This is a genomic window from Flavihumibacter profundi (genome assembly GCF_020076305.1).
Taxonomy (GTDB): Bacteria; Bacteroidota; Bacteroidia; order Chitinophagales; family Chitinophagaceae; genus Flavihumibacter; species Flavihumibacter profundi.
The window spans coordinates 596,216-618,304 of the sequence record NZ_JAIQXE010000003.1; the positions used below are offsets into that span (position 1 = coordinate 596,216).

Consider the following 22,089-nt stretch of genomic DNA (forward strand, 5'->3'; position numbering starts at 1 on the left):
AATGATTTTTATATTGATCGATATTTAGAAGCTAGCACGCAATGTGAACATGATATTCCTGACCATTGGAAGGAATCCGTTTTCACCGGAAAATGCTGTGTTATTTGAGTTATTAGAAGCCGGGTTGAAATTATACGGTAATGAATTTTGCAGGAATGCAATATCACGACCGGCAACTGACAAACTCAGGCCGTTCAGCTTCAGCTTAGTGTACAACTCCTTTTTGAAACTATAACTAAGCGCTACCTGGCGAAGTGCTATCCATGAGCTTTTAACTACCCAATAGTCAGCAACACCAGTAGATGATGAGCCATAACGGTAACCAAACTGAGGCAGGTGGGTTGGTTCAACCAAACCTTTATCGTAGGCTTCCTTAAATGTCAGGCCACCAACATCAGCCTGTGATCCATCTGGCTGGGTAATTTTCTGGCCAGCAGGGAAAACACCATCAACGATAATTCCATCATCATAAGTCTGGCCGTCATATTTACTTGTCCAGGTAATACCACCATGTTCTGCATCACGACCATGTAAGGTATTCGGGAAAACGCCGGTATGCGTTCCGAAGCGGTAACTGGCCAGGACGAAATCGCCACCAACTTTTGCGTCGATCAGGATGTTCAAAGAAAAACTTTTGTAGCGGAAGGTGTTATCCCATCCCCAACGGTATTTAGCATTAATATCGCCGACATCCTGCAGGTAATTACTGCGTTTAGGGAAAGCGGCACGGGCATCACCCCTCCAGCTGAGCACAGGCAATCCATTTCTTGGGTCTTCCACTTTATTGCCATTGGCATCTGTAGCCTGGTAAGGCTGGGAATGGATGGTTGTCCTTAATGTACCATAAGATTTTCCAACTACTGCCCAGGTGCTGATTTCAGCGATATCAGCGCCGAGGTTATATTCGGTCCTGCCGGGGTAAAGATCAACGATCATATTCCTGTTCCTGGAAATATTAAAGGCAGTATTCCAGCTGAAATCCTTGCTGCTGATGGGTGTTCCATCGATGGCAATTTCTATACCCTTGTTCTGGATTTCACCAGCATTGATCAGGATAGAGCTTACACCTGATTCAACGGGTGCAGTAATAGGCAGAATCTGGTTTTTCGTATTGTCCTGGTATAAACTCAAGGCAAAACCCACACGATTTTTCAGGAAACGCATATCCACACCAATCTCTTTGGAGACTTTCCTGAGGGGCTTGATGTTGGGTTGAAGAACCTGGCTTGATGTATAGGTGGATGTGGGTACAGTTCCACCATTAGCATAACTGAAACCATTCAAAGCGTAACCGGGATTCACCGTAAACGGATCAGTATCGCCACCCAGTGCGGCAATATTTGCCCTTAACTTACCAAAGCTGATAAAGGATGGCAGGTGAAATGTTTCAGTAAATATCCAGGAAGCACTTACTGCCGGATAATTGTAGAAATTATTTCCTGTTCCGTCAGAGTAGGTTAAGGCTGAAGACCAGTCACCTCTCCAGGTAGCCTGCAGGAAGAGCTGGTTTTTATACGCGAGGTCAGCACTTGCATATAAAGAATTGAATCTTTTCTTAGTCTGGATACCACCATTGGTGAGCGGTGGGTTAACAGAATTTGAAATAAAATAGTTACCAGGATAGTTCAGGCCTCCGCTTGTTTCACTGGAGGAATAAGTTGTTTTATAATTCTGCATCTCACCGCCTATATAACCAGATACGGAGAGATCCTTGTTGATATCCTTATTCATCATCAACATCCACTTCGCAAACTGGCTCTCCTTGGTATTGAAACCAAGTCCATAATAACCACCTGCAAAGTTTGGCAACTGTCCCAATTCCTTGGATTCAGATTTACGGTAGATATTATTGATATTACCTTCCAGCACCAACTTAGCCCAGCTGCTCAATTGCGTGGTAATTGCTACGCGGCTGCGCAGCAACTGCTCATTCTGTGTATAATTGTTGTTGAACAAGGAATACCAGAACCTTGTTTCAGGCGCTTTATTCGGCTCATCGGGATTGGCAGGATCCGGTGCGCCACCCAGTACACTGGTGTAATGCTCTGGCTGCATCCAGTACTTCGTATCGTAGTTCCGGGGAAGAACCCAGGTATACATGTGACCAATATTGAATGATCCGAATGCATCAAGTCCACCTAAACGTGGCGGATTCTTACCGACCAGGTTGGAATAAGAAGAACTTACATCAATACTGATGGCTTTAGTAACCTGGTGCGTAACGCGAAGGTCAAATGCATTTTTTACCATGGTATTATTCATGTAAATGCCTTCACCCTGGTTGTGGTTAACCGATAAGCGGAAAGTAGAGCGATCGGTTCCTCCCTCCAGAGCGACGTTTGTATTAGATCCGTATCCCTGCTGGTATGCGTCGAGGAAGTTGTTAGGCTGTGCAACGTATTTCGTCATCGTGCCATCGTAATTCTGCACTTCCTGGCCATTCAGGCGTGGTCCCCAGTTTTCCAGTTCACGGTTGATCTGGCGGTCGATATACTCTTTGCCGGTAATAGGATCAATAGGGAATACCTTGGTATACCAGTTTTCGTTTGGTTTGTAATTCGGTTCACGTGAATCGGTGAAAAATGCACCGACAGTACCGCCGCCAAATTCGTTCTGGAATTGCGGACCGGCATATGGATCAGTAATATTATAGCTCTGGTTAACCGTTACACCAATGCCCTTGCGCTGGACGCCTTTCTTTGTAGTGATCAGCACTACCCCATTAATGGCACGTGTACCATACAAGGCAGCAGCAGAGGATCCTTTTAGGATAGAAACCGTCTCAAAGTCTTCCATGTTCAGGTTCTTCAGGTCGTTACCGAAATCACGGCCGGTTCCGCTGAATACGTCGTTATCCATAATTACCCCATCAATTACAAAAATGGGTTGGTTATTGGTTCCCAGTGTAGAGTTACCACGGATAAGGATTTTCGTATTTCCGAACAAGCCTCCCGCGCCCTGGTCAATCTGTACACCGGCAACTTTACCCTGTAAGGCATTAATCGGATTCACCTCATTTGTTTTGGCCAGTTCAGAACCCTTAACCTCAGTTACAGAATAACCGAGTTGCCTTTTCTGTTTGGAGATACCGAGGGCAGTTACCACTACCTCGCCGAGGCTGGCATCAAGTGGCTGCAGGGTTACAGAAAGCATGTTGCTTGCGCCAACTTTGATTTCCTGGTTAGTAAAGTTTACGGAGCTAATAACGAGGATGGCATTATTGCCACTAACAGAAATACTGAAATTTCCGCTCTCATCTGTTGAGCTTCCGTTTTTTGTGCCTTTTTCCAAAACTGATGCACCCGCAACCGGGGCTCCTTTTGAATCTTTCACGTTGCCGGTCACCCGCTTTTGTTGTGATATTGCCAATGTTGTCCAGGAACATAGCAACACAACCAGCAGTACCCGAGTTGTTAATTTAATCATAGCAGTTGTTTTTTTAAAAAAGTATCCGTTTGTTTCAATCATTGCAGAACAGGCAAACCCTGGTTCTTATTCAAAGCGTTTTGATTAATATTTGGTTCGTCGAAATGGTCCATCACTAAAGTAGCAGCCCCGATCAGTTTGGCATCATAGCCTAAAGGCGAAATAGTGATTTCCAGGTTTTCAGAGAGTATTGGGATGCAGTGTTCATTCAATGCCTGTTGTATAGGGGTCATCCAGAATTTTCCGGCGATTGATCCCCTTCCGCTTAATATGATCGCTTCAGGATTGAGTAAATGGACCAGGATGGCAATCCCGCGACCAATATTGTAGCCGGCATCAGACAGCAACTCAATGGCAAACTGATCTCCTTTCAGCGCGGCATTAATTATATCAGTGTATGCCTTTTCCGGGTCATTGGCATTGAAAGCCTTACCAAGAACGGAAATCCGTCCTGCCTTAATGCCTTCGTTTACTTTTTCTATCAATACCAATAAGGAGGTTTCCGTTTCCAGGCAGCCGGTTTTACCGCAGCTACACAATTTATTGTTGTTAAACAGCGGCATATGGCTGAATTCCCCTGCAAATCCATTGTGCCCCCTGTATAATTCACCATTTAAAATCAGCCCTAAACCAACACCCCAGCTAATGTTGATGACCATGGCATCCATCTTGTTGCGGGCATTACCGAATTTCAGTTCTCCAAGGGCTATCAAGCTGGAATCATTGTCGATATATACCGGCAAATTGATTTTTTCCGAGAGGTATTGGGTAATCGTTTTATCCTTTATTTCCAGGAAAGAATAGTTAAGGCCTTTCTTAAAATCAATAAATCCGGGCATGCCAATTCCAATACCGATAATCCTGGTTTTGTCCACTGCCGATTTCCGGATGACTTCTTCAATTTTTTCAGCCAATAATGGAAGTGCGTCGGGATTATTATGGAGGGTCAGGTCGAATCTTTCAATTTCCCCGAAATAGTGGTTCTGGTTGGCCACCAGGGATATACGGGTAACCAACTGGTCCATGGCTACAGATAAAACATACATTATGTTCTCCCGTAAAGAATACATCATAGGCTTGCGACCTCCGCTGGAAGGCGCAAAACCCACTTCTTTAATATATTCTTCTTCTATAAGTTCTTCTATAATACGGGTAGTGAGCGGAATGCTTTTATTTATTTTAGTGCTGATTTCTGCGCAGGACATCACGTTCGTGAAGTACAACTGCTTTAAAACAGCTCTTTTGTATATAATATCTTTTGGACTATCCGCCATACCAGTATTAAGCAAATCTTATTTAAATGTTAATTAAAAATAACTATAATTTTAATTAATACGGCATTCTTTATAAATTTTTTAATAAGTCAATTTTATCATAACCCTGCTAAAAATTAACTGCCGCTGGGAGAGATGGGCACAAAAAAGCCGCTGCGAATTTGCAGCGGCTAATATAATACTGATAATCAGCTGATTATCCGACTTCTTCTGTTTTCATCATCTTAGTGAACCGGTTGCGGTCATTTTCATCCAGGTAGATTTTACGCATGCGGATGAAATTCGGAGTTACCTCGATACATTCATCCCCCTGGATATATTCCATACACTCTTCCAGGGTCATTAGTGTTTTAGGAGCGATGCGGCTCGCATCATCACTTCCACTGGCACGGTGGTTGGTGAGTTTCTTAGGCTCGGTTACATTCACGACAAGGTCACCTGGTTTAATATTCTCAGCAACGATCTGTCCGGCGTAAATATCTTCTCCCGGATCAACGAAGAAAGTGCCGCGATCCTGGAGTTTATCGATTGAATAGCCGGTTGTTTTTTCGGTATTCTTGGAGATCAGGACACCTTTATCACGTCCGGGAATAGGGCCCTTCCAGGGTTTATATTCCAGGAAGCGGTGTGCCATTACGGCTTCGCCTGTGGTTGCTGTCAGCATCTGTGTACGCAGGCCTATCAGTCCGCGTGAAGGAATTTCAAATTCCAGGTGTTGCATATCCCCCTTGGTTTCCATTACATGCATTTCACCTTTACGGCGGGTCACCAGGTCAATTACCTTGGAAGCAAATTCCTGCGGAACATCTACTACTAAAACTTCGAATGGTTCATGTTTCCTGCCATCGATGGTCTTCACAATAACCTGAGGCTGTCCGATGGTCAGCTCATATCCTTCCCGGCGCATAGTTTCGATCAAAATACCCAGGTGCAGGATACCACGGCCATAGACCATGAAACTATCCCCGCTATCTGTATCAAAAACACGCAATGCCAGGTTCTTTTCAGTTTCCTTCATCAGGCGGTCGCGCAGGTGACGGGAGGTCACGAACTTACCATCCCTACCGAAGAAAGGGGAGTTATTGATACTGAAGAGCATGTTCATGGTTGGTTCATCAACACTGATCAGGGGCAATGCTTCCATCACGTCAACATCAGAAACGGTATCGCCGATGTTGAAATTTTCCAATCCAACAATAGCACAGAGGTCACCAGCCAATACTTCAGTAACCTTGCGTTTGCCCATGCCTTCAAAAACATACAGTTCCCGTACGCGCTGTTTTTTGAAAGTGCCATCAGCCTGCATTAAAGCGATCGGCTGATTTTCTTTGACACTGCCGCGGGCAACTTTTCCGATGGCGATACGGCCAAGGAAGGAAGAGTAATCCAGGGAAGTGATCTGCATTTGCAGCGGACCTTCGGCTACTTTCGGTTCCGGTACATATTTAATAATGCCATCCATCAATGGAGTAATGTCATCACACTCTTCATTTTTATCGTTGAACCAGCCATTTTTCCCGCTACCATAAAAAGTAGGGAAGTTCAACTGCTCTTCTGTAGCATCGAGGTTAAAGAACAGTTCGAAAACCGCATCATGCACTTCATCCGGACGGCAGTTTGGTTTATCTACTTTATTGATGACAACGATCGGTTTCAGGTTCAGGTGAAGGGCTTTCTGAAGAACAAAACGGGTCTGCGGCATAGGGCCTTCAAAGGCATCTACCAGCAGGATCACACCGTCTGCCATTTTCAAAACCCGCTCTACCTCACCGCCGAAATCAGCGTGGCCTGGGGTGTCAATTACGTTGATTTTCACATCTTTGTAAACAACTGCGGCGTTCTTACTAAAGATGGTAATACCTCTTTCACGCTCCAGGTCGTTGCTGTCCATGATCAGCTCACCTGTTTCCTGGTTATCGCGAAACACTTTGGCAGTGTGGAGGATACGGTCAACCAGGGTAGTCTTACCGTGGTCAACGTGTGCAATGATTGCTATATTTCTGATGTCCATTTTCCTAATTACTTAACTATTAACTGGTTAGATAGGGATGCCTATTTCACCATATGCCTAAAGGCGCGCAAAGGTAAGCCTATTTGGCGGGCTGGCAAGTAATGTTGGAATAAAGATTTTGTTATATAAGTGTCCGGGGATCCGTTTTAACAGATCACTTATCCTTTTTAACGGCCACTGCGATCTTCGAATCGGCTGTTCCATAATAAAGATACCAACTGTCGCCGAAATGAACCAGTCCTTCCAGAAAACAGACATTATTCACCTGGCCTGTGATCTCAAAAGGCCGGTCGGGTTTAAAAAAATAATTGTCAGACCGCTTTAAAACGGTGAGTGGGTCTTTCGGGTCAACCAGCACCTGGCCGGCCGCATAGGTACCTTTGGGCAGGGAGCTATCGCCTTTACCCTCACTATTCATACTGTTATACATAAACAAAATGCCTTTGTCAGTAATCATTGCCGGGGGGCCCGATTCCACTAACCTGCTGTCAAACTTGCCGGGCCTTGGCCCAAATACTATTTTAAATGCCTCATAATGATTAGTTGAATCATATTGCTTTTTGGCAAGGTCGGTTTCTGCAACCGGGGTCCAGTTGACCAGGTCATCAGAAGTAGCGGCATAAATATTCGAATCACCCCAATACATCCAGTATTTGCCATTTATCTTAGTGGCGATCAACCTGTCTCCTTCCCTCCGGCAGATGACAGCCCCTGATTTTGACCAGTAGTTAATGTATTTTCCGCCTTCTGCATTTTTAAAGACCGAACCATGTTTTGTCCAGTTAACCAGGTCGGTTGAGCTGGCCACAAAGAGACGGGCGAGTTTGCCATCGTAAGTTGTATAGGTCATGAAATAACGCCCTTCTTCATTCTCTACAATCCGGGGATCTTCGCAGCCCCCTTCCCATTCATACATTTTATACTCGTCTTCAGCGGGAAATAAAACCGGGTCTTTCCTCCTGGTAAATACCAGTCCATCACTGCTTTCTGCCAGTCCTATCCTGGATGTTCCTGCGTATTTCCCGATTGTGTCTTCCGCGCGGTAGAGCAAATACACTTTCCCGTTTCTTACAATGGCAGCCGGATTGAATACGTCTTTATTTTCCCAGGCGATATTCCTTTTAAGGATCGGGTCTTCAAAAGTTCCCGTACCCGGCGTCATGCAGGGATTCACGCTATCGATTTTCTGAAAGCCGGTAAGCATCCAGTTTTGGTTGGATCCAATACCAGAACAACCCAATAAGAAAGAGGTCAATGCAAAAATGCCGGTTGCAACAAATATATATTTACGCATATCGTTATATTAAACCCTGATGTAAATTTTCTTTTTATCCAGCCACCAGCCAACCAGCCAGCAGGTCAGCATATAACAAACGGCAAAAAGCAGGGAGCCCGTGTAAGCGCCAAAACGCCTGAAAACGTTATCGTATATGGCCCTATAATAAGTATCACCCGACGATGTTCTCAGCATATTCAGGACGGTAGCCAGTATTTCAGACAAGAGGTAAATAAACAAGGGGTTCTTCCCCATTATTGTAAAAAAGCCAGTCCATTTAATCCTGCCAAGGAAATCAACCAGGTAAATAATTCCCGCAATAATCATACAATCCAACCCGGTTGTCAAGAGGACAAAAGAGCTGGTCCACAATTTTTTATTCACAGGGAAAACGCCATTCCAGCAATAAGCGCAGAACATCAGCAAGGAGCCGGCCAGTAGTAAAATGGCCAGGGTTTCCCATGTTTTGCCTTTACGCCTGACCAAATCACCCGCCCAGAAACCGATTACAACATTAACTATGGCAGGTAGCGTGCTGAGCAACCCTTCGGGTTCAAAACTAACCCCTTCCCCGTGAAACAGGTGTGCATCACCAAGCAACCATTTATCGAGTCGCAAACCCGCATTCCCTTCCATACTTAAGGGATCTGAAGGATCACCCAAAGTGAAGCAAAGTATCCAGTAGGCCATTAAGAACAAGGCCGAGAGCATATAGGTCGTGCGGGGTTTCAGGAAATAAATCAGCAGGGAGGCAAAACCATAACAGAGGGCAATCCTTTGCAATACCCCAAAAACCCTTGTTTCTGAAAACGGGAATGGAAGCAACTGGCGCCCATCCCACTTAATAAAAGGGAACCAATACATAAGGAAGCCCAGCCCGAAAATGATTACTGTACGCTTAAGGATTTTAGCTAAAACAGCGGACTGATTCAATCCTTCCCATTTGGGCATGACGAAAGCAATGGCATTCCCAACAGCGAATAAGAAAGAAGGAAAAACAAGGTCAGTCGGTGTAAATCCATTCCACTGTGCGTGAAGTAAGGGAGCGAAACTGGTTGCGCTGTTTCCCGGGGTATTGACAATTATCATAAAGCAAATCGTCATCCCCCTGAAAACATCCAGTGCAAGGAAGCGCTCTGAAGTTGTTGGATTCATGCAGTTGTGTTGGTCCCCCAATTTAATAAGAATATACCCATTTCATGGGTGCTATTTTTTGACCAGCGCTGCATGGAAAAGCAACTATCTTTGAAAGACACTGAACGATCTTCCATATGCGAAAAAAATGGTTGCTGGCAATTCCTGTTTTAATCATTGCCGGATATGCTGCCGGACCCTGTCCTGCAAAACCTGTGTATTCCCCGGTTATGCCTGCTGTTCCTTCAGGTGCTGCGGCCCTTGAAGCGTATGTGAAAAGCGGTGAAGCAATGCACCATATTAAACCGGACAATGAAGCGCGTATTATCTGGAATAATGACAGTCTGCGGCAACCCACAGAATACGCCATTGTTTACCTGCATGGCTTTTCTGCCTCCCAGTTTGAAGGAGCGCCAACCCATACCAATATTGCGCGGAAATTCGGGGCCAATCTTTACCTGGCAAGGCTTGCGGAGCATGGTATTGATACTACCGATGCCCTTGCCAACTTAACTGCAGATAAATATTGGGAATCAGCAAAGCAGGCCCTGGCCATCGGCAAACAACTGGGAAAAAAGGTAATATTGATGGGAACGTCAACCGGTGGATCCAATGCGCTGCAGCTGGCAGCGACCTATCCCGATGATGTATATGCGCTAATTCTATTGTCACCCAATATTGCCATTAATGACCCGAATGCCCGGCTGCTGAACAACCCCTGGGGGCTCCAGATTGCAAAAATGGTAATTGGCGGGGCAAACCGTGTGTCATCAGACCAGCGGCCTGTATATAAGCAGTACTGGAACAGCAGCTATCGCCTGGAAGCCACGGTAGCACTTGAAGAAATGCTGGAAACTACCATGACAAAAGAAATGTTTGCCAAAGTTAAGCAACCCTTGCTGCTACTATATTATTACAAGGACAAAAACTACCAGGACAATGTGGTAAAGGTTTCTGCCATGCAGGAAATGTTCAGGGAAATCAGTACCCCGGCAAAGGAAAAACGCGAAGTAGCCATGCCAAATACCGGCGACCATGTTATAGGGTCACCTTTTAAATCAAAAGATGCCGCGGGAGTACAACAGCAGATCGAAGACTTTATGCAAACCGTGGTTGTCCATTAAACTTACCTGATACCAACCATCCTGGCAGATTCATACATCTGGGTAAGGTTATAATCGGTTGCCAGTTTTTTATAGTTGACAAGATCAACGATGGTACCTATCAGGCAGAGGCCAGCGGTTAACAAGTACAAAATTCCCATGCCAACCTGGTCAAGAACAAAACGTTGAATGCCGGATGCCCCAACAAATCCCAGGCATGTCAGCAAAAGGATTTCCTGTGGTTTTTTCCGCTTTCCACTGTACAACATAAAAAATTGTTGCTGCTGTGATTCCGTCATACTGGAGGTCAGCTCTTTAAAACCGGCCATTTCTGCCGGTTGAAGGTCCTGAAAACCCATCAGGTAGTTGTCCATGAAGGCAAATTTTGTTGGTGATAATTAAAGATAGGATTCTGGTGAAAATAATCAGTACAGCAGGTAGCCCAAACCAATGGTAATGCCATGAAATGCCCCACTGGCCATGAAGGGCTGCATGCATACTGCGGCCAAGACCACAACCCGGACAGGCATTTACCCCCAGCCAGTGAAATATGCAAAGGCTTTGTTGGTGTGCGTCAGGTTGAATACCAAAATAAATCCAGAGCAGTGCGGCAGTCCAGATGAGCCATTCATTGTTCCGGTATAGCCAGGAGGTAAACATTCAGTCCCTGAATTTACTTGATTAGCGTTATATATAGCTTCAATAAACAGGTCAGGGATTAAATAAATCAACTGAAATAAAGACGCAGGCATTTCAAATCCCTATTTTTATGGACAAAACAGCTTGCTATGGTAAAATCCAGGATTGCGGGAATCGGTAAGTATTTGCCGAAAAATGTGGTTTCCAATAAAGACCTTACCAAATATATGGAGACCAACGACGAATGGATCCAGGAAAGGACGGGCATCAAAGAAAGGCGATACGCCGATCGGACAGGGGAAACGACAACGACCATGGCGGTTGAGGCAGCCACTGTAGCCATTGAAAGGGCAGGACTTACTCCACAGGATATTGATTTTATAGTATTCGCCACATTATCACCAGATTATTATTTCCCGGGATGCGGGGTGTTGGTGCAACGAGCCATGAAGATGAAAGAAATAGGTGCGCTTGATGTACGCAACCAGTGCAGCGGCTTTATATATGCTTTATCGGTGGCTGACCAGTTTATTAAAACCGGTATGTATAAAAACATCCTTGTCATCGGGAGCGAAAAACATTCTTTCGGGTTGGACTTCAGTACCAGGGGAAGAAATGTTTCTGTAATTTTTGGGGATGGTGCCGGGGCTGTTGTTCTGCAGGCAACCAATGAAGGCGGCAGCGGAATACTAAGCACCCATTTGCACAGTGATGGTGAAAGCGCTGAAATACTGGCCATGTACAATCCGGGTACCCATGCCAATCATTGGGGGCAATATGCGAGTTTCGACAAAGCTGAAATAGGTGAAATGTTTATGAGCCATTCGATGATTGACGAGGCCCAGAATTTCCCTTTTATGGATGGTCCGTCGGTATTCAAAAAGGCTGTGGTAAAATTCCCGGAAGTAATACTCGAGTCGCTCACTACAAACCATTTAAAACCAGGCGACCTAAATTTATTGATCCCGCACCAGGCCAATTTGCGGATTGCACAGTTTGTCCAGCAAAAACTTGGGTTGCGTGATGACCAGGTATATAATAATATCCAGCAGTATGGCAATACCACGGCGGCTTCGGTTCCCATTGCCCTATGTGAAGCCTGGGAAAAGGGGCTAATAGAAAAAGGCGACCTGGTTTGCCTGGCCGCCTTTGGAAGTGGTTTTACCTGGGCCAGCGCCTTGTTGCGCTGGTAAACCAGAATGCAATACCTACAATATTTTTTGTGTGTCAGTCATAAACACCCTGGTGCTAACCGTATAAGGATTGCCCTGGGTATCCATGTATTTGAGGTCTACATAGAAGGCCCGGTATCCTGATTCCGGCAAAGGCTCTGTGATAGTCAGTTTATCCTTCTTTGAGATATTGGTATCATCACTTGTCCACTTATCATTGCGGAAATCAGTATCCGGTGAATCAGCGTGCCATACAATAACGTCAATAAGTTTGTCTTTTGTGGCGTTGATATTCACTTTAATTCCCTTTTTACTAACTGATGTCGTCCATCCGCAATTAGGATATGCAGAGTTTGTCATCGTTTCGCCGAAGAAAGCACTCAAGGCTTGCAAAGCCTGTTTTTTATCGCCGAGGTCATGCCCGGCATTGGGTACGTAATGCAAACGGTTCTTACCGGGGATGCTATCCAGGTAATTTTTGATATTATCCACTACCCAATATTCATCATTAGTGCCCATAAAAATCAATTTAGGCATGGTCAATGTTTTGCGGTAGGAATAAGGGTCCACCATAGTGTTAATAGCCATTCCGCTTTCAGTTTTTGAGCCCTGCGGAATACCCAGTTTTACATAATCTTCAATCTGTACACTATAGTCACCCAGCGCTGTTAACTGGTATTGCAGGCTCACCGGCATATTCAGTACATCAATCACCATTGGTGCAATAGCCTGTGCCCGTTTATCATTAGCGCCAGTAAGCCAGGTAGTCCATCCGCGTTTGGAGGCCCCTGATATTACAAAGCGGTTCACGCTAAAATTGAGTTCCTTTTTTGAAAATTCCTGTACGGCATCCATTGCCTTAACGGCACTCTTCACCATTGGAAAAAGTAAAGGCCATGAATAGTCCTTCTTCTCTTTGAAGTTATGCAGTGTATAAGATATCAGTGCATCTTCAGTGAGGCTATCATACAATGGCTGGTTCGGGGTTTGCCTCAGTACGGCAACAATTGCGTGATTGGTTTCAGCAATTTTACCCATTGCATCATTAAAATCATCTTCGCGCCCGTTCCAGTTGGGCAGGCCGTCTTTCAGGGATCCGCCTGTGATAAAGAGGAGTGCGCCGTCGTACTTGTTTTCTTTTGGTACCAATATGGTAAGCTGGTGCTTCCAGGTATACTCCCGCCATTTTTGGGAAGTAACCAATAATGCATAAGCTTTTACATTACCAATGTCGTAACTGTCCTTTACTTCCCATTTAAAGCTGTTATCGCCATTATGCAAATAACTTTGCAAAGCCGTGGAAGGTGAAATGGGAGACTGGGCCAATACCAGTAAGGAAATAAATAATGTCGTAATACTTAAAGATATTTTCTTCATGTGAACCGGGTAATTTTAAATGTCTGAATTTTAAAGAAAGTAAAAACTATTTAGCATCACTTTGTGCAGCAGGGCTTTCCTTAACCAATTTAAGTGCTTCATTAATATAAATTTCGCCAGTCATTTCCCCCAGGCTCGTGCGGCTTACATAGTCATATCTTTCGAAGCTGTGGAAATCCACTTTGGTCAGCATGTAACCAAAGGCATCATTGGTTAATCCAAAAAGAAAAGGCTGTTTCGTGTGCATATTCCTTTTTACATAGTAACCAATATTGGGTAATGCTTCCCCCGGGATAGTCAGTACCTGTGCTGTACCAATATTCAGCAGGTTAAGTTGTGTAAAAGCAGAATCCGTGCTGGCATTACCCTTTGTCAAGTTCAGCGGAGAATGCGTAATCACATATTTCATGATATCAGATTCAATAGGGAAGCTGATTTTCCTGGATGTGCAAAACAGGTTGGGATCTGCCTGAACAGGGGCATTCGAAATAATGCGGAGGGCTTCATCTGCCAGAAGTTCGCCGATACGAATGCATTCCTGCCAATCATTGGCTTCCTTGCCATTATCAAGCCTGGTATCTGCGGTAACCATTCCTCCCTGCGCGCTATTCATAAACAAAGCAATACCACCGGCTTTTGATTCAATCCTGGAGTAAAGCGGGCCACAGAGATCCGGACTTAAAATACCCTGTCCAGAACCAATTATTTCAGGATGTATCGCGTAGTTAACCAGCGTTGCGATGGCCTTGCCTTTATTCTTTCCACCAGCAGCAATTGCCTGAATTACGCCGCAGCGTGGATCATACAATTTTGGTGCATAATAATTATAAGAAATTTTCCCCTTTGCATCAGCAACAGCAGTTTTTAATGAAGCAGGTTCCAGCTTTGAAACTGCTTCATTCACGGCATCTGCAATTTGTTGCACACACCAGTCCAGGTATTTAAGATCGGCATATGACGCGCCTTTTTCATCGGGGAATCCGTAAGCATCAGGGGCGCTATGGGTGTGGGTAACACCTATTAAAATATTCTCAGGTGGTATCCCTTTAATAAGTGCCCTTGATTTATTCCCTAACACTGATGGCCATCCTAAGTTATCAATATTCACGATGGCAATCCTGGTACCGCCTTTTTCAAGAACCAGGGCACGTGCGTAAAGTTCACCCTGTTTGATTTTTGTAGGTTTGGGTGTGCCTATACCACCAGACACCGGTAATAAAGGATCGGGGGTTATAACCCTTACTGCAGCGCCTGCTTTAAAGGTTTGGCTGTTCGCAAAAGGTACAAAAGCAACTAAACAAAAAATATAAAACAATACTCTTTTAATCATCTTTTTGTCTTTTTTAAGCAATATTTCAAAGGTTTGCCATTTATAAACCATCTACCAGGGTTTGCCTGTTCCTGTACTTATCCATGGTTTCGACCATGGGCTGTTTTTAGATCCATCATTTCCGAAATTAGAATACATGGTTGTTTCAAGATTATTTTCTGCAGCCGTTGCATTATTGCTATTCAGGTTCCTCTCTTCAAGAGGATAGTAAAATCTCACGGGAAGTTCTTTAGCAACTGTACGGCCTTCGACCCCATGCAATTCAGGATAGCCGGTTCTCCGCCAGTCAAACCATGCTTCTGTTGCTACTGACCAGCTGGCTATCCATTTCTGTGTTATGATCTGTTGCTGGGTACCGTTGAAAACCACTTCAGGCTGGTTGATGTAATTATTAAATTCACTGGTCACACCCCACGCATCGAATGAAGCCCTGATAGCTGCATTATAATGCAAGGCCGCATCACCCGCACTCCAGCCATATACTGAAGATGCTTCTGCCAGGATAAAATTTACTTCGGCAGCCGTCATCACCCTGGCCATTGCACCCTTTCCATTCGCGAAAGTTTTATTTACCCAGGAAACATGCGGATTATGGGCAGCCTGTTCGGCAGTTGGACTCAAATTATAAAGTTGCGGTGCATTTAACGCAACCGGAAGTCCGACATAATGCGGGTCCTGGTTAATATCATCAACGGTCAGGTTTTTTGCATTTAAATAACCGGTAGAAACTATTCGAACGGTCCTGGTTTCACCATCAATTACGGTATCGACTGTCCTGTTTACAGCTCCAGTAAGGCTGGGATCCAGCAGGATAGAAACCTGGACTTTTTCAGCCCATACAGCAATGCGCGGGTCCTTCAGCCTGAGGAGTTCCGTTACCAGGGTATTGCACATTTTGATCCTCCGGTAATTACTGCTGTCCGATTGCGGAACCGCATAGGATGGCCATGAATCAGCATCACTGTTACCAGGAAAACTCATGGTAGCGTCATCAGCAGCATTTGTTATAATCGGGTATTGGGTAGGATTACCTGCTATTTTTTCTATTCCAGCTTTTGCTATTTCCGGTTCTTTTACAGAAAGGCGCATGTAGTAACGAAGGGCGAGGGAGTTAGCGAATTGCTGCCATTTCTTCAAATCACCGCCGTAATACACATCCGCAGCCCCTATTGCTGACTCGTTATTATCTCCCTGGGACAATAAGGTATTCGCTAATTCAAGGTTAGCAAGGATACTGTCATAAATGCTTTTCTGGCTATCATAAGCGGGGAAAGTATATTCATTACCACCCATATCTCCCATCACGGCCTGTGAGTAAGGGACATCACCCCACAAATCTGTGATCAATCCAAACATCAGCGATTTCATGACTAATGTTATTCCTACACGTCCATTGTAACCCTTGGCTAATGATTTATCATAAACAAACTTGTTGTTCCTGAGGATATCATAAAAACTTCCCCAGCTATTGCTGTTACCCCAATCGTAGTTGTTATGGCCACCGCCCCAGCCATCTTTCTGAGTATGCTGCATTACACCTGCAATGTCACCATATCCCAGTGTTACAAATGTCTTGGCAGATTCAGTTAATACGGTTGATAAAACCAGGTCGGGGTTTGTAGTTTCCGGGTTAGCGCCATTTGGATTTTCATTCAGTTCCTGCAGGTGCTTTGAGCAGGAAAATAATACCGTGGCTAAAACGAGGAATGACAGTGCAAATATTTTATACTTATTCATAATAAATAACTATTTATGAATTACTTAAAAGGTTATGTTAAGCTTAACGCCCATTGGAATAGACCAAGGAGTTACATTATATCGTTCAATACCCTGTTTGAACTGCATACCCCCCTGGATACCAGTTGTAGGCTGATAGGCATTTTCAGGATCGATGCCAATTTTTGCCTGAGTCCAAATGATGATATTCCTGCTGTATACAGAAAAACTGACATCCTGCATCTTTAAAGACCTGGCAAATGAAGTCGGCAATGCGTACGATAAGGATACCTCCCTCATTTTGAGGTAGGAAGCGGAAAATAAAGTAGGTTCCGTAAACTCCCATGGGTTACTAACTGCATATAACATCGGGATCGTTTTATTAGGATTGTTAGGATCATCCATTCCTAAGATATTTTCACCGAGATTTTCTGCATATCCTGTTGGCTGACCATTAGCATCCCAGCCGGTTGCATAAACACCGGGTGCAAACAAGCCACCGTAGGGAAGGTTATATCCGCTGATAATAACAGGATAACTTGTACGCTCCGGAGTAGGCCAACCTACCCTTAAGAATTTTCCGTTATTAATTTTAATCAGCTTGTCTGCGTTAGCTACCAGGTAGTCACGCAGTTCCTTTCCGGTCATCGTACCCGGATCTATAAAATTGCCAAACTGCAGGGAAGCCTGTCCATCTTCAATACCATACCTGTAAGTCTGTGATACAAACTGACCGCCATTTCTCCAGTCAAGTGTCATATTTAAAGTCCAGCGCTTATAGGAGATGGAGGTTTGGAAGCCCATAATAAACCTGGGATTAAAATTCCCGATCTTATTTTTTACTGCAAGTCCATCCAGGGCTACCCATTTAGCGCCGTCTTCATTACCGTTATCAAGCAGCGGGTAACCATAATAGGGAGAACCTTTATCTTCTACGGTGCGCACTTTTGGACCATAAATATCTCCCACTTCTTCGCCTTTGAATGTATATGCGCCGCCCTTTGCATCTTCCCAATAAGTGAAGTAAGGCATTTCATCGGTCAGTTCCATTACCCTGGTACGGTTTCGGGTGAAGTTGGCACTAACATCCCATCTCCAGTCTTTTGTCAACACCGGAGTACCACCAAGGGTAATTTCATAACCGGTGCTTCTTAATAAACCGGCATTAATGTTTTTAGAACCATAACCGGTTGAAGGTGGCAGTGCTGTGCTGAAAATCTGGTTCTTGTTATCTACCTGGTAATAGGTACCGGAAAAGCGCAAACGGTTATTAAAGAGGTTAACATCAGTACCTACTTCAAAAGAATTAGCCTGTTCTGGTTTCAGGTTCGCATTTAATAATGTCCCTGAAGTGGTTAACCTGGGAACATCTCCCCATGTACCTGCGTTTTGAAGTACAGAAACTAACTGGTATGGGCTTGCATCATTACCGGCAATAGCATAACCGGCGCGCAGCTTAATCTGGTTGATATCAGTTGAATGAATTCCAAGCATTTCATCAGCCAGGACACTTAAAGAAGCAGAAGGATAAAAATAGGGTTTCGCTCCGGGCAGGGTGCTGGACCAGTCGTTACGACCACTCAGATCGAGGTAAACCATATCCTTGTATCCTACTGTTGCCATACCATACAAACTGTTTACACCCTTTTTATAAGTGTAGTTGCTGTATTCCAGGTTAGCAGGGAGTATGTTTTGCAAGGTAAATACACCGGGAACGATTAAACCTGTTCCATTTTTTGTGGCAGAGCGCTCATTACCACCAGTCTGGTAGCGGTTGTTACCACCGGCGGAAACAGAGAGGCTGAAATCACCCAGTTTCTTTCTATAGTTTAAGAGGAAATCCGCGTTTCCTTCAAAATTCCTGATATTATTTACACCGAAAGCTCCACGAGGATCTTCCGTATAGCTATTAGCAATAGTAGTTTGCCTTCTCTCGTTGATATTATCCAGGCCGTACCGCAACATCAGGCTGAATTCATTGGAAATCTGCCAGTCAGCCTTAATATTCCCGTATACCCTGTCGCGGACAAATGAGTTGTTTACTTCGTGTGCAAGGAAATAAGGATTATTATATACGCCATTATATTGAGTGCGTTGAACAAGACCCTCTTTGCCAGGCTCCCAATAGTCTTTCAGTTCATTGATGTCGATATGTGGTGAAACCATATATGCCCATTGCAAAGGATTGGCGCCTCTTTCACCGGCAGGCCTGTTGTTTGAATTGTTCCGGCTGAAGTCAATATTTGTGCTCAGGCGTAATTTATTGTTAAGTTTAAGCGAAGAGCTCAGGTTTAGGGTATGGCGGAAGAGGTCTGAGTTCGGAACGATACCTTTATTGCGCATATCGCCATAAGAAATCCTGTAATTAGCATTTTCTGTATTATTCGATACTGAGATGCCGTTTGTAGTGGTAATGCCCGTCTGCACAAAATCCCTGACATTATTAGGATGTGAAATTAAAGGAGTAGCGATCTGGTTCCCATTTGCATCCAAAGGACTATTCCATTGGATAGCGTTATAGCCCCTGTCCAATTCAGGACCGCCACGGCCACTGCTTGATTCATCAATAATAACATTATCGGGATTAAACCTGGGGTCTGAAACCCCGAGTGGGTCAGTAAGGATATTACCTGAAATGGAAACGGGTGTAGCAGGGTAAACACCAGAGGCAAATTTTGTCTGCCATTTCAAAAACTTATACGGTTTTTCAAAAACAGTATTGGTAATAAAATTAACCGTCATCCTTTTTGCCGCTTTGCCGCTTTTTGTAGTAATTAAAACAACACCATTACCAGCGCGTGAACCATATAATGCAGCAGCGCTTGGTCCTTTAAGCACAGATACACTTTCAATATCGTCGGGGTTAATACCACCGATTGCATTTCCGTAATCCACCCTGTTATCAGTACCAACCTGGCTAATATTGTTCAGTGTATTGGCAACAGGGACCCCGTCAATTACAAATAGCGGTTGGTTATCGCTGCTCAGTGAAGTAGCACCACGTATAACCATACTAACAGAAGAACCTGCTCCTCCAGTCTGGTTGATCGTTACGCCAGCCACTTTACCTGACATTGCATTCAGGATGTTTTCCTGCGCTACCCTGTTCATTTCCTTGCCGGCAACCTCTTCAACAGAATACCCCACAGATTTTTTTGTCCGGCTGATGCCAAGAGCTGTTACAACTACGCCAGAAAGCTCCTGGTTTGCATTTTCCATGGTAACAGTGAATTGGGTGCGGCCGGCAACGGCCACTTCAACTGTTTTAAAACCAACAGATGAAAATACAAGGGTGCTATTTGCGTCCTTTACTTTTAATGAGAAGGTTCCCCTGGCATCTGTGGTAGTGGCATGACCTGTCGCTTTTTCTGTAACGGTTACACCTGATATCGGACCGTTTTCATCTTTTACTGTTCCCTTTACTACAATTTCTGCCTGGAAAAATTCAGTGCCTTCAATGCCCGATACATTCCAGGCTGAATTAAAAAAAGTATTCTCTTTTTCCCGGATGGAAGCGGATGTGGATGCCCCATCATTCGCCAGCATTTTATTGGAAGCTGTTACCAGGAATAACAGCCCGATTACGAACCAGTATTTTCTCATGACCATTTAAATTGATGATTTTAATAAAGTATTACTTTAATGCAGTCCTATTATTTTTCCAGGAGGATGTAGACAGGGATATCTGCCCCGAATTCAGCGAAATGAATTGTGAAACTCAGGGAACCGAGTTTCATATCCGTACTGTTGATATTGTTGATCCAAAGAGGTGTGTCCTTATTATCTGTAGAAACAAGATGTAATGCAGATCCATAGACCTGTAAATTCCATTTCCCACTGTTTCCTGCATCGGGCAGAATCAGTTCTGTACAACCAGTAATGGTAAAATTGCCTGTTGAGTCGAAAGCATAAATATTATCAGCTGAACAGGTTATTCCCGGACCCGTAATGGGAAGGTAGGGTGCCAGGTTATATAAGCTGTACCCAACCGGAAAATCCGGTCCCCCAAATGGGTTTGGTATGGGATAGGCCAATACCAGGTCCTTTTGTTTCCATGTTCCTGTTACCCAACCTTTCTTGGTGGTGGCAAGATCTTCCGTCTTTGTTTCCTCCTTTTTGCAGGAAGCAATTAAAAATGCAGGAATGATAAGCAGTAATGAAAAAAACGTTTTGGTATTTTTTTTCATAGCGAGCGATTGTTTGGTTTACTATTAATATAAGAGCTATTTCTAGTTACAAAATATATACAAGACATATTACAAGCACATTTCACAGGAGGATAGTTTAATAGTCCTTAACGACGGATTAAGTAAACAAAAACAGTACACTTAGCTTTTCAATCTATTTAATAAACAATCGTTAGTTAGATTTTGAATTTAAGGAGAAGTATTTCAAATGTGAACATTATTTAACAATATTTTTTTTGGGCGACATTTTAGTATTATTTTCTGTCAACAACCTACCATTATTAAAGGACAAGATAATTTCCAGCACCAGATATCAATTGTTTCGATTATACATTATCGGTAGTTTATTTTCAATTTAAACTGGAATTTATATCGAGGGGGGCAAGGGAGTAATGGTGAAAAGGAAGCCATTCACCGTATTTTAACCTCATATTGCCAAATTTTCGCATTTGACTGGTAATTTATTAGAAATAACCTACTTTTCTTCCAGGGGGTATTTCATTCAACCTTACCAAATTCTGATTTATGAAAGTGTTGCAATTCACCATTCCTGTTCCGGGAGAAAAGAACATCATTGTTCAAAAAGAAAATCTTCCCTTTTTTTACCAGCACCTTCACCGCCATGATGAAATGCAGCTGACCTGGATTCAAAAAGGTGAAGGCACACTTGTGGTGGACAATAATATGCACCCCTTTCGTTCTAATGAGATCTATTGTATCGGCGCAAATCAGCCGCACGTATTCAAAAGTGACCCATATTACTTTACAGCGCGTAATAAGAAAATGGTTCAGTCCATGTCAATTTATTTCAACCCAAATGGTAAACTCAGGAATATTTTTGACCTCGCGGAAATAAAGTCACTTAAGACGTTCCTTCATAAACACCGGGCGGGATTTACCATTCCCGAGTCACGTGTGGCCGAGATATCAAACCAAATGAATAAAATCAGCGCCCAGACCGGAATGGATCAACTCATTGCATTCCTTGAATTATTAAAAAAATTCTGTGCCATCCCTGACCTGAAAGAATTATCAACTGTATCTGAAATGGCAAGTGTAAGCGAACATGAGGGAATCCGGCTCGGGAATATATATCACTATATAATGATGAACTATGCGAAACAGATCACGCTGGAAGAAGTTGCCGCACAGGCACATATGACCCCCCAGGCTTTCTGCCGTTATTTTAAAAAAAGGACAAGGCACACTTTTGTGTCTTTTCTCAATGAGGTGCGGATAAATGAATCCTGTAAAAAACTAACCGATGGAGGTTTTGAAAGCATTTCCGCAATAGCTTATACCTGCGGATTCAACAGTATTACAAATTTTAACCGAGTGTTCAAAACAATAACCGGGAAATCGCCCAGTGAATATGTGGGAACCTATTTCAATAATGCATTTGAACCACAGAATAACATGGCCCTTGCGGCATATTAAGGGCTAA

At 43.9% G+C, this 22,089-nt stretch carries 15 protein-coding genes; 3 read left to right on the plus strand and 12 right to left on the minus strand.

The window, feature by feature from the left end:
• Positions 1 to 24: 24 nt before the first annotated feature.
• The 5 genes from LAQ65_RS17285 to LAQ65_RS17305 all read right to left on the minus strand — a co-directional run bounded on the left by LAQ65_RS17285 (position 25) and on the right by LAQ65_RS17305 (position 9,142).
• Complete coding sequence (locus LAQ65_RS17285) at positions 25 to 3,426, minus strand: SusC/RagA family TonB-linked outer membrane protein (RefSeq protein WP_224118254.1); 3,402 nt, start codon at positions 3,424 to 3,426, stop codon at positions 25 to 27.
• Between the two features lie 38 nt (positions 3,427 to 3,464).
• The gene (locus LAQ65_RS17290) at positions 3,465 to 4,700 is read right to left on the minus strand and encodes an ROK family protein (protein ID WP_224118255.1); all 1,236 of its coding nucleotides are present in this window, start codon (positions 4,698 to 4,700) and stop codon (positions 3,465 to 3,467) included.
• Between the two features lie 196 nt (positions 4,701 to 4,896).
• Positions 4,897 to 6,711, minus strand: coding sequence for a translational GTPase TypA (gene typA / locus LAQ65_RS17295; protein ID WP_224118256.1), 1,815 nt, complete (start codon positions 6,709 to 6,711; stop codon positions 4,897 to 4,899).
• Positions 6,712 to 6,865: 154 nt separating this feature from the next.
• On the minus strand, positions 6,866 to 8,005 hold the full coding sequence (locus LAQ65_RS17300; protein WP_224118257.1) for a glycoside hydrolase family 130 protein: 1,140 nt from the start codon (positions 8,003 to 8,005) through the stop codon (positions 6,866 to 6,868).
• 9 nt (positions 8,006 to 8,014) lie between these two features.
• Positions 8,015 to 9,142: an acyltransferase family protein gene (locus LAQ65_RS17305; RefSeq protein ID WP_224118258.1), complete on the minus strand. Its 1,128-nt coding sequence runs from the start codon at positions 9,140 to 9,142 to the stop codon at positions 8,015 to 8,017.
• 116 nt (positions 9,143 to 9,258) lie between these two features.
• Here LAQ65_RS17305 and LAQ65_RS17310 point away from each other — a divergent pair, with 116 nt between their 5' ends.
• Positions 9,259 to 10,245: an alpha/beta hydrolase gene (locus LAQ65_RS17310; RefSeq protein WP_224118259.1), complete on the plus strand. Its 987-nt coding sequence runs from the start codon at positions 9,259 to 9,261 to the stop codon at positions 10,243 to 10,245.
• Between the two features lie 2 nt (positions 10,246 to 10,247).
• Here the strand turns inward: LAQ65_RS17310 and LAQ65_RS17315 are convergent, their stop codons facing one another.
• Positions 10,248 to 10,598, minus strand: a complete 351-nt coding sequence (locus LAQ65_RS17315) for a TM2 domain-containing protein (RefSeq protein WP_224118260.1) — start codon at positions 10,596 to 10,598, stop codon at positions 10,248 to 10,250.
• Positions 10,540 to 10,884, minus strand: coding sequence for a DUF2752 domain-containing protein (locus tag LAQ65_RS17320; protein WP_224118261.1), 345 nt, complete (start codon positions 10,882 to 10,884; stop codon positions 10,540 to 10,542). Before LAQ65_RS17320 ends, LAQ65_RS17315 begins: the two co-directional genes overlap by 59 nt.
• Positions 10,885 to 11,012: 128 nt before the next feature.
• Between LAQ65_RS17320 and LAQ65_RS17325 the strand changes: the two genes are divergently transcribed.
• Positions 11,013 to 12,056 carry a 3-oxoacyl-ACP synthase III family protein gene (locus tag LAQ65_RS17325; protein WP_224118262.1) on the plus strand — a complete coding sequence of 348 codons (1,044 nt, stop codon included), beginning with the start codon at positions 11,013 to 11,015 and terminating at the stop codon, positions 12,054 to 12,056.
• Positions 12,057 to 12,071: 15 nt separating this feature from the next.
• On the opposite strand, the gene LAQ65_RS17330 is transcribed toward LAQ65_RS17325, so the two are convergent.
• The 5 genes from LAQ65_RS17330 to LAQ65_RS17350 are packed head-to-tail and all read right to left on the minus strand — an operon-like array spanning position 12,072 to position 20,645.
• Positions 12,072 to 13,412, minus strand: a complete 1,341-nt coding sequence (locus tag LAQ65_RS17330; protein WP_224118263.1) for a PhoPQ-activated pathogenicity-related family protein — start codon at positions 13,410 to 13,412, stop codon at positions 12,072 to 12,074.
• Positions 13,413 to 13,458: 46 nt separating this feature from the next.
• Positions 13,459 to 14,742, minus strand: a complete 1,284-nt coding sequence (locus LAQ65_RS17335; protein WP_224118264.1) for a hypothetical protein — start codon at positions 14,740 to 14,742, stop codon at positions 13,459 to 13,461.
• 51 nt (positions 14,743 to 14,793) lie between these two features.
• A complete protein-coding gene (locus tag LAQ65_RS17340) occupies positions 14,794 to 16,479 on the minus strand; it encodes a SusD/RagB family nutrient-binding outer membrane lipoprotein (RefSeq protein ID WP_224118265.1) in 1,686 nt (561 codons plus the stop codon).
• A 24-nt stretch (positions 16,480 to 16,503) separates the two neighbouring features.
• Entirely contained in the window at positions 16,504 to 20,061 is a 3,558-nt protein-coding gene (locus LAQ65_RS17345; RefSeq protein WP_224118266.1) for a SusC/RagA family TonB-linked outer membrane protein, read from the minus strand.
• Positions 20,062 to 20,111: 50 nt separating this feature from the next.
• Positions 20,112 to 20,645, minus strand: coding sequence for a hypothetical protein (locus LAQ65_RS17350; protein ID WP_224118267.1), 534 nt, complete (start codon positions 20,643 to 20,645; stop codon positions 20,112 to 20,114).
• 525 nt (positions 20,646 to 21,170) lie between these two features.
• Between LAQ65_RS17350 and LAQ65_RS17355 the strand changes: the two genes are divergently transcribed.
• The gene (locus LAQ65_RS17355) at positions 21,171 to 22,082 is read left to right on the plus strand and encodes an AraC family transcriptional regulator (protein ID WP_224118268.1); all 912 of its coding nucleotides are present in this window, start codon (positions 21,171 to 21,173) and stop codon (positions 22,080 to 22,082) included.
• Positions 22,083 to 22,089 lie beyond the last annotated feature (7 nt).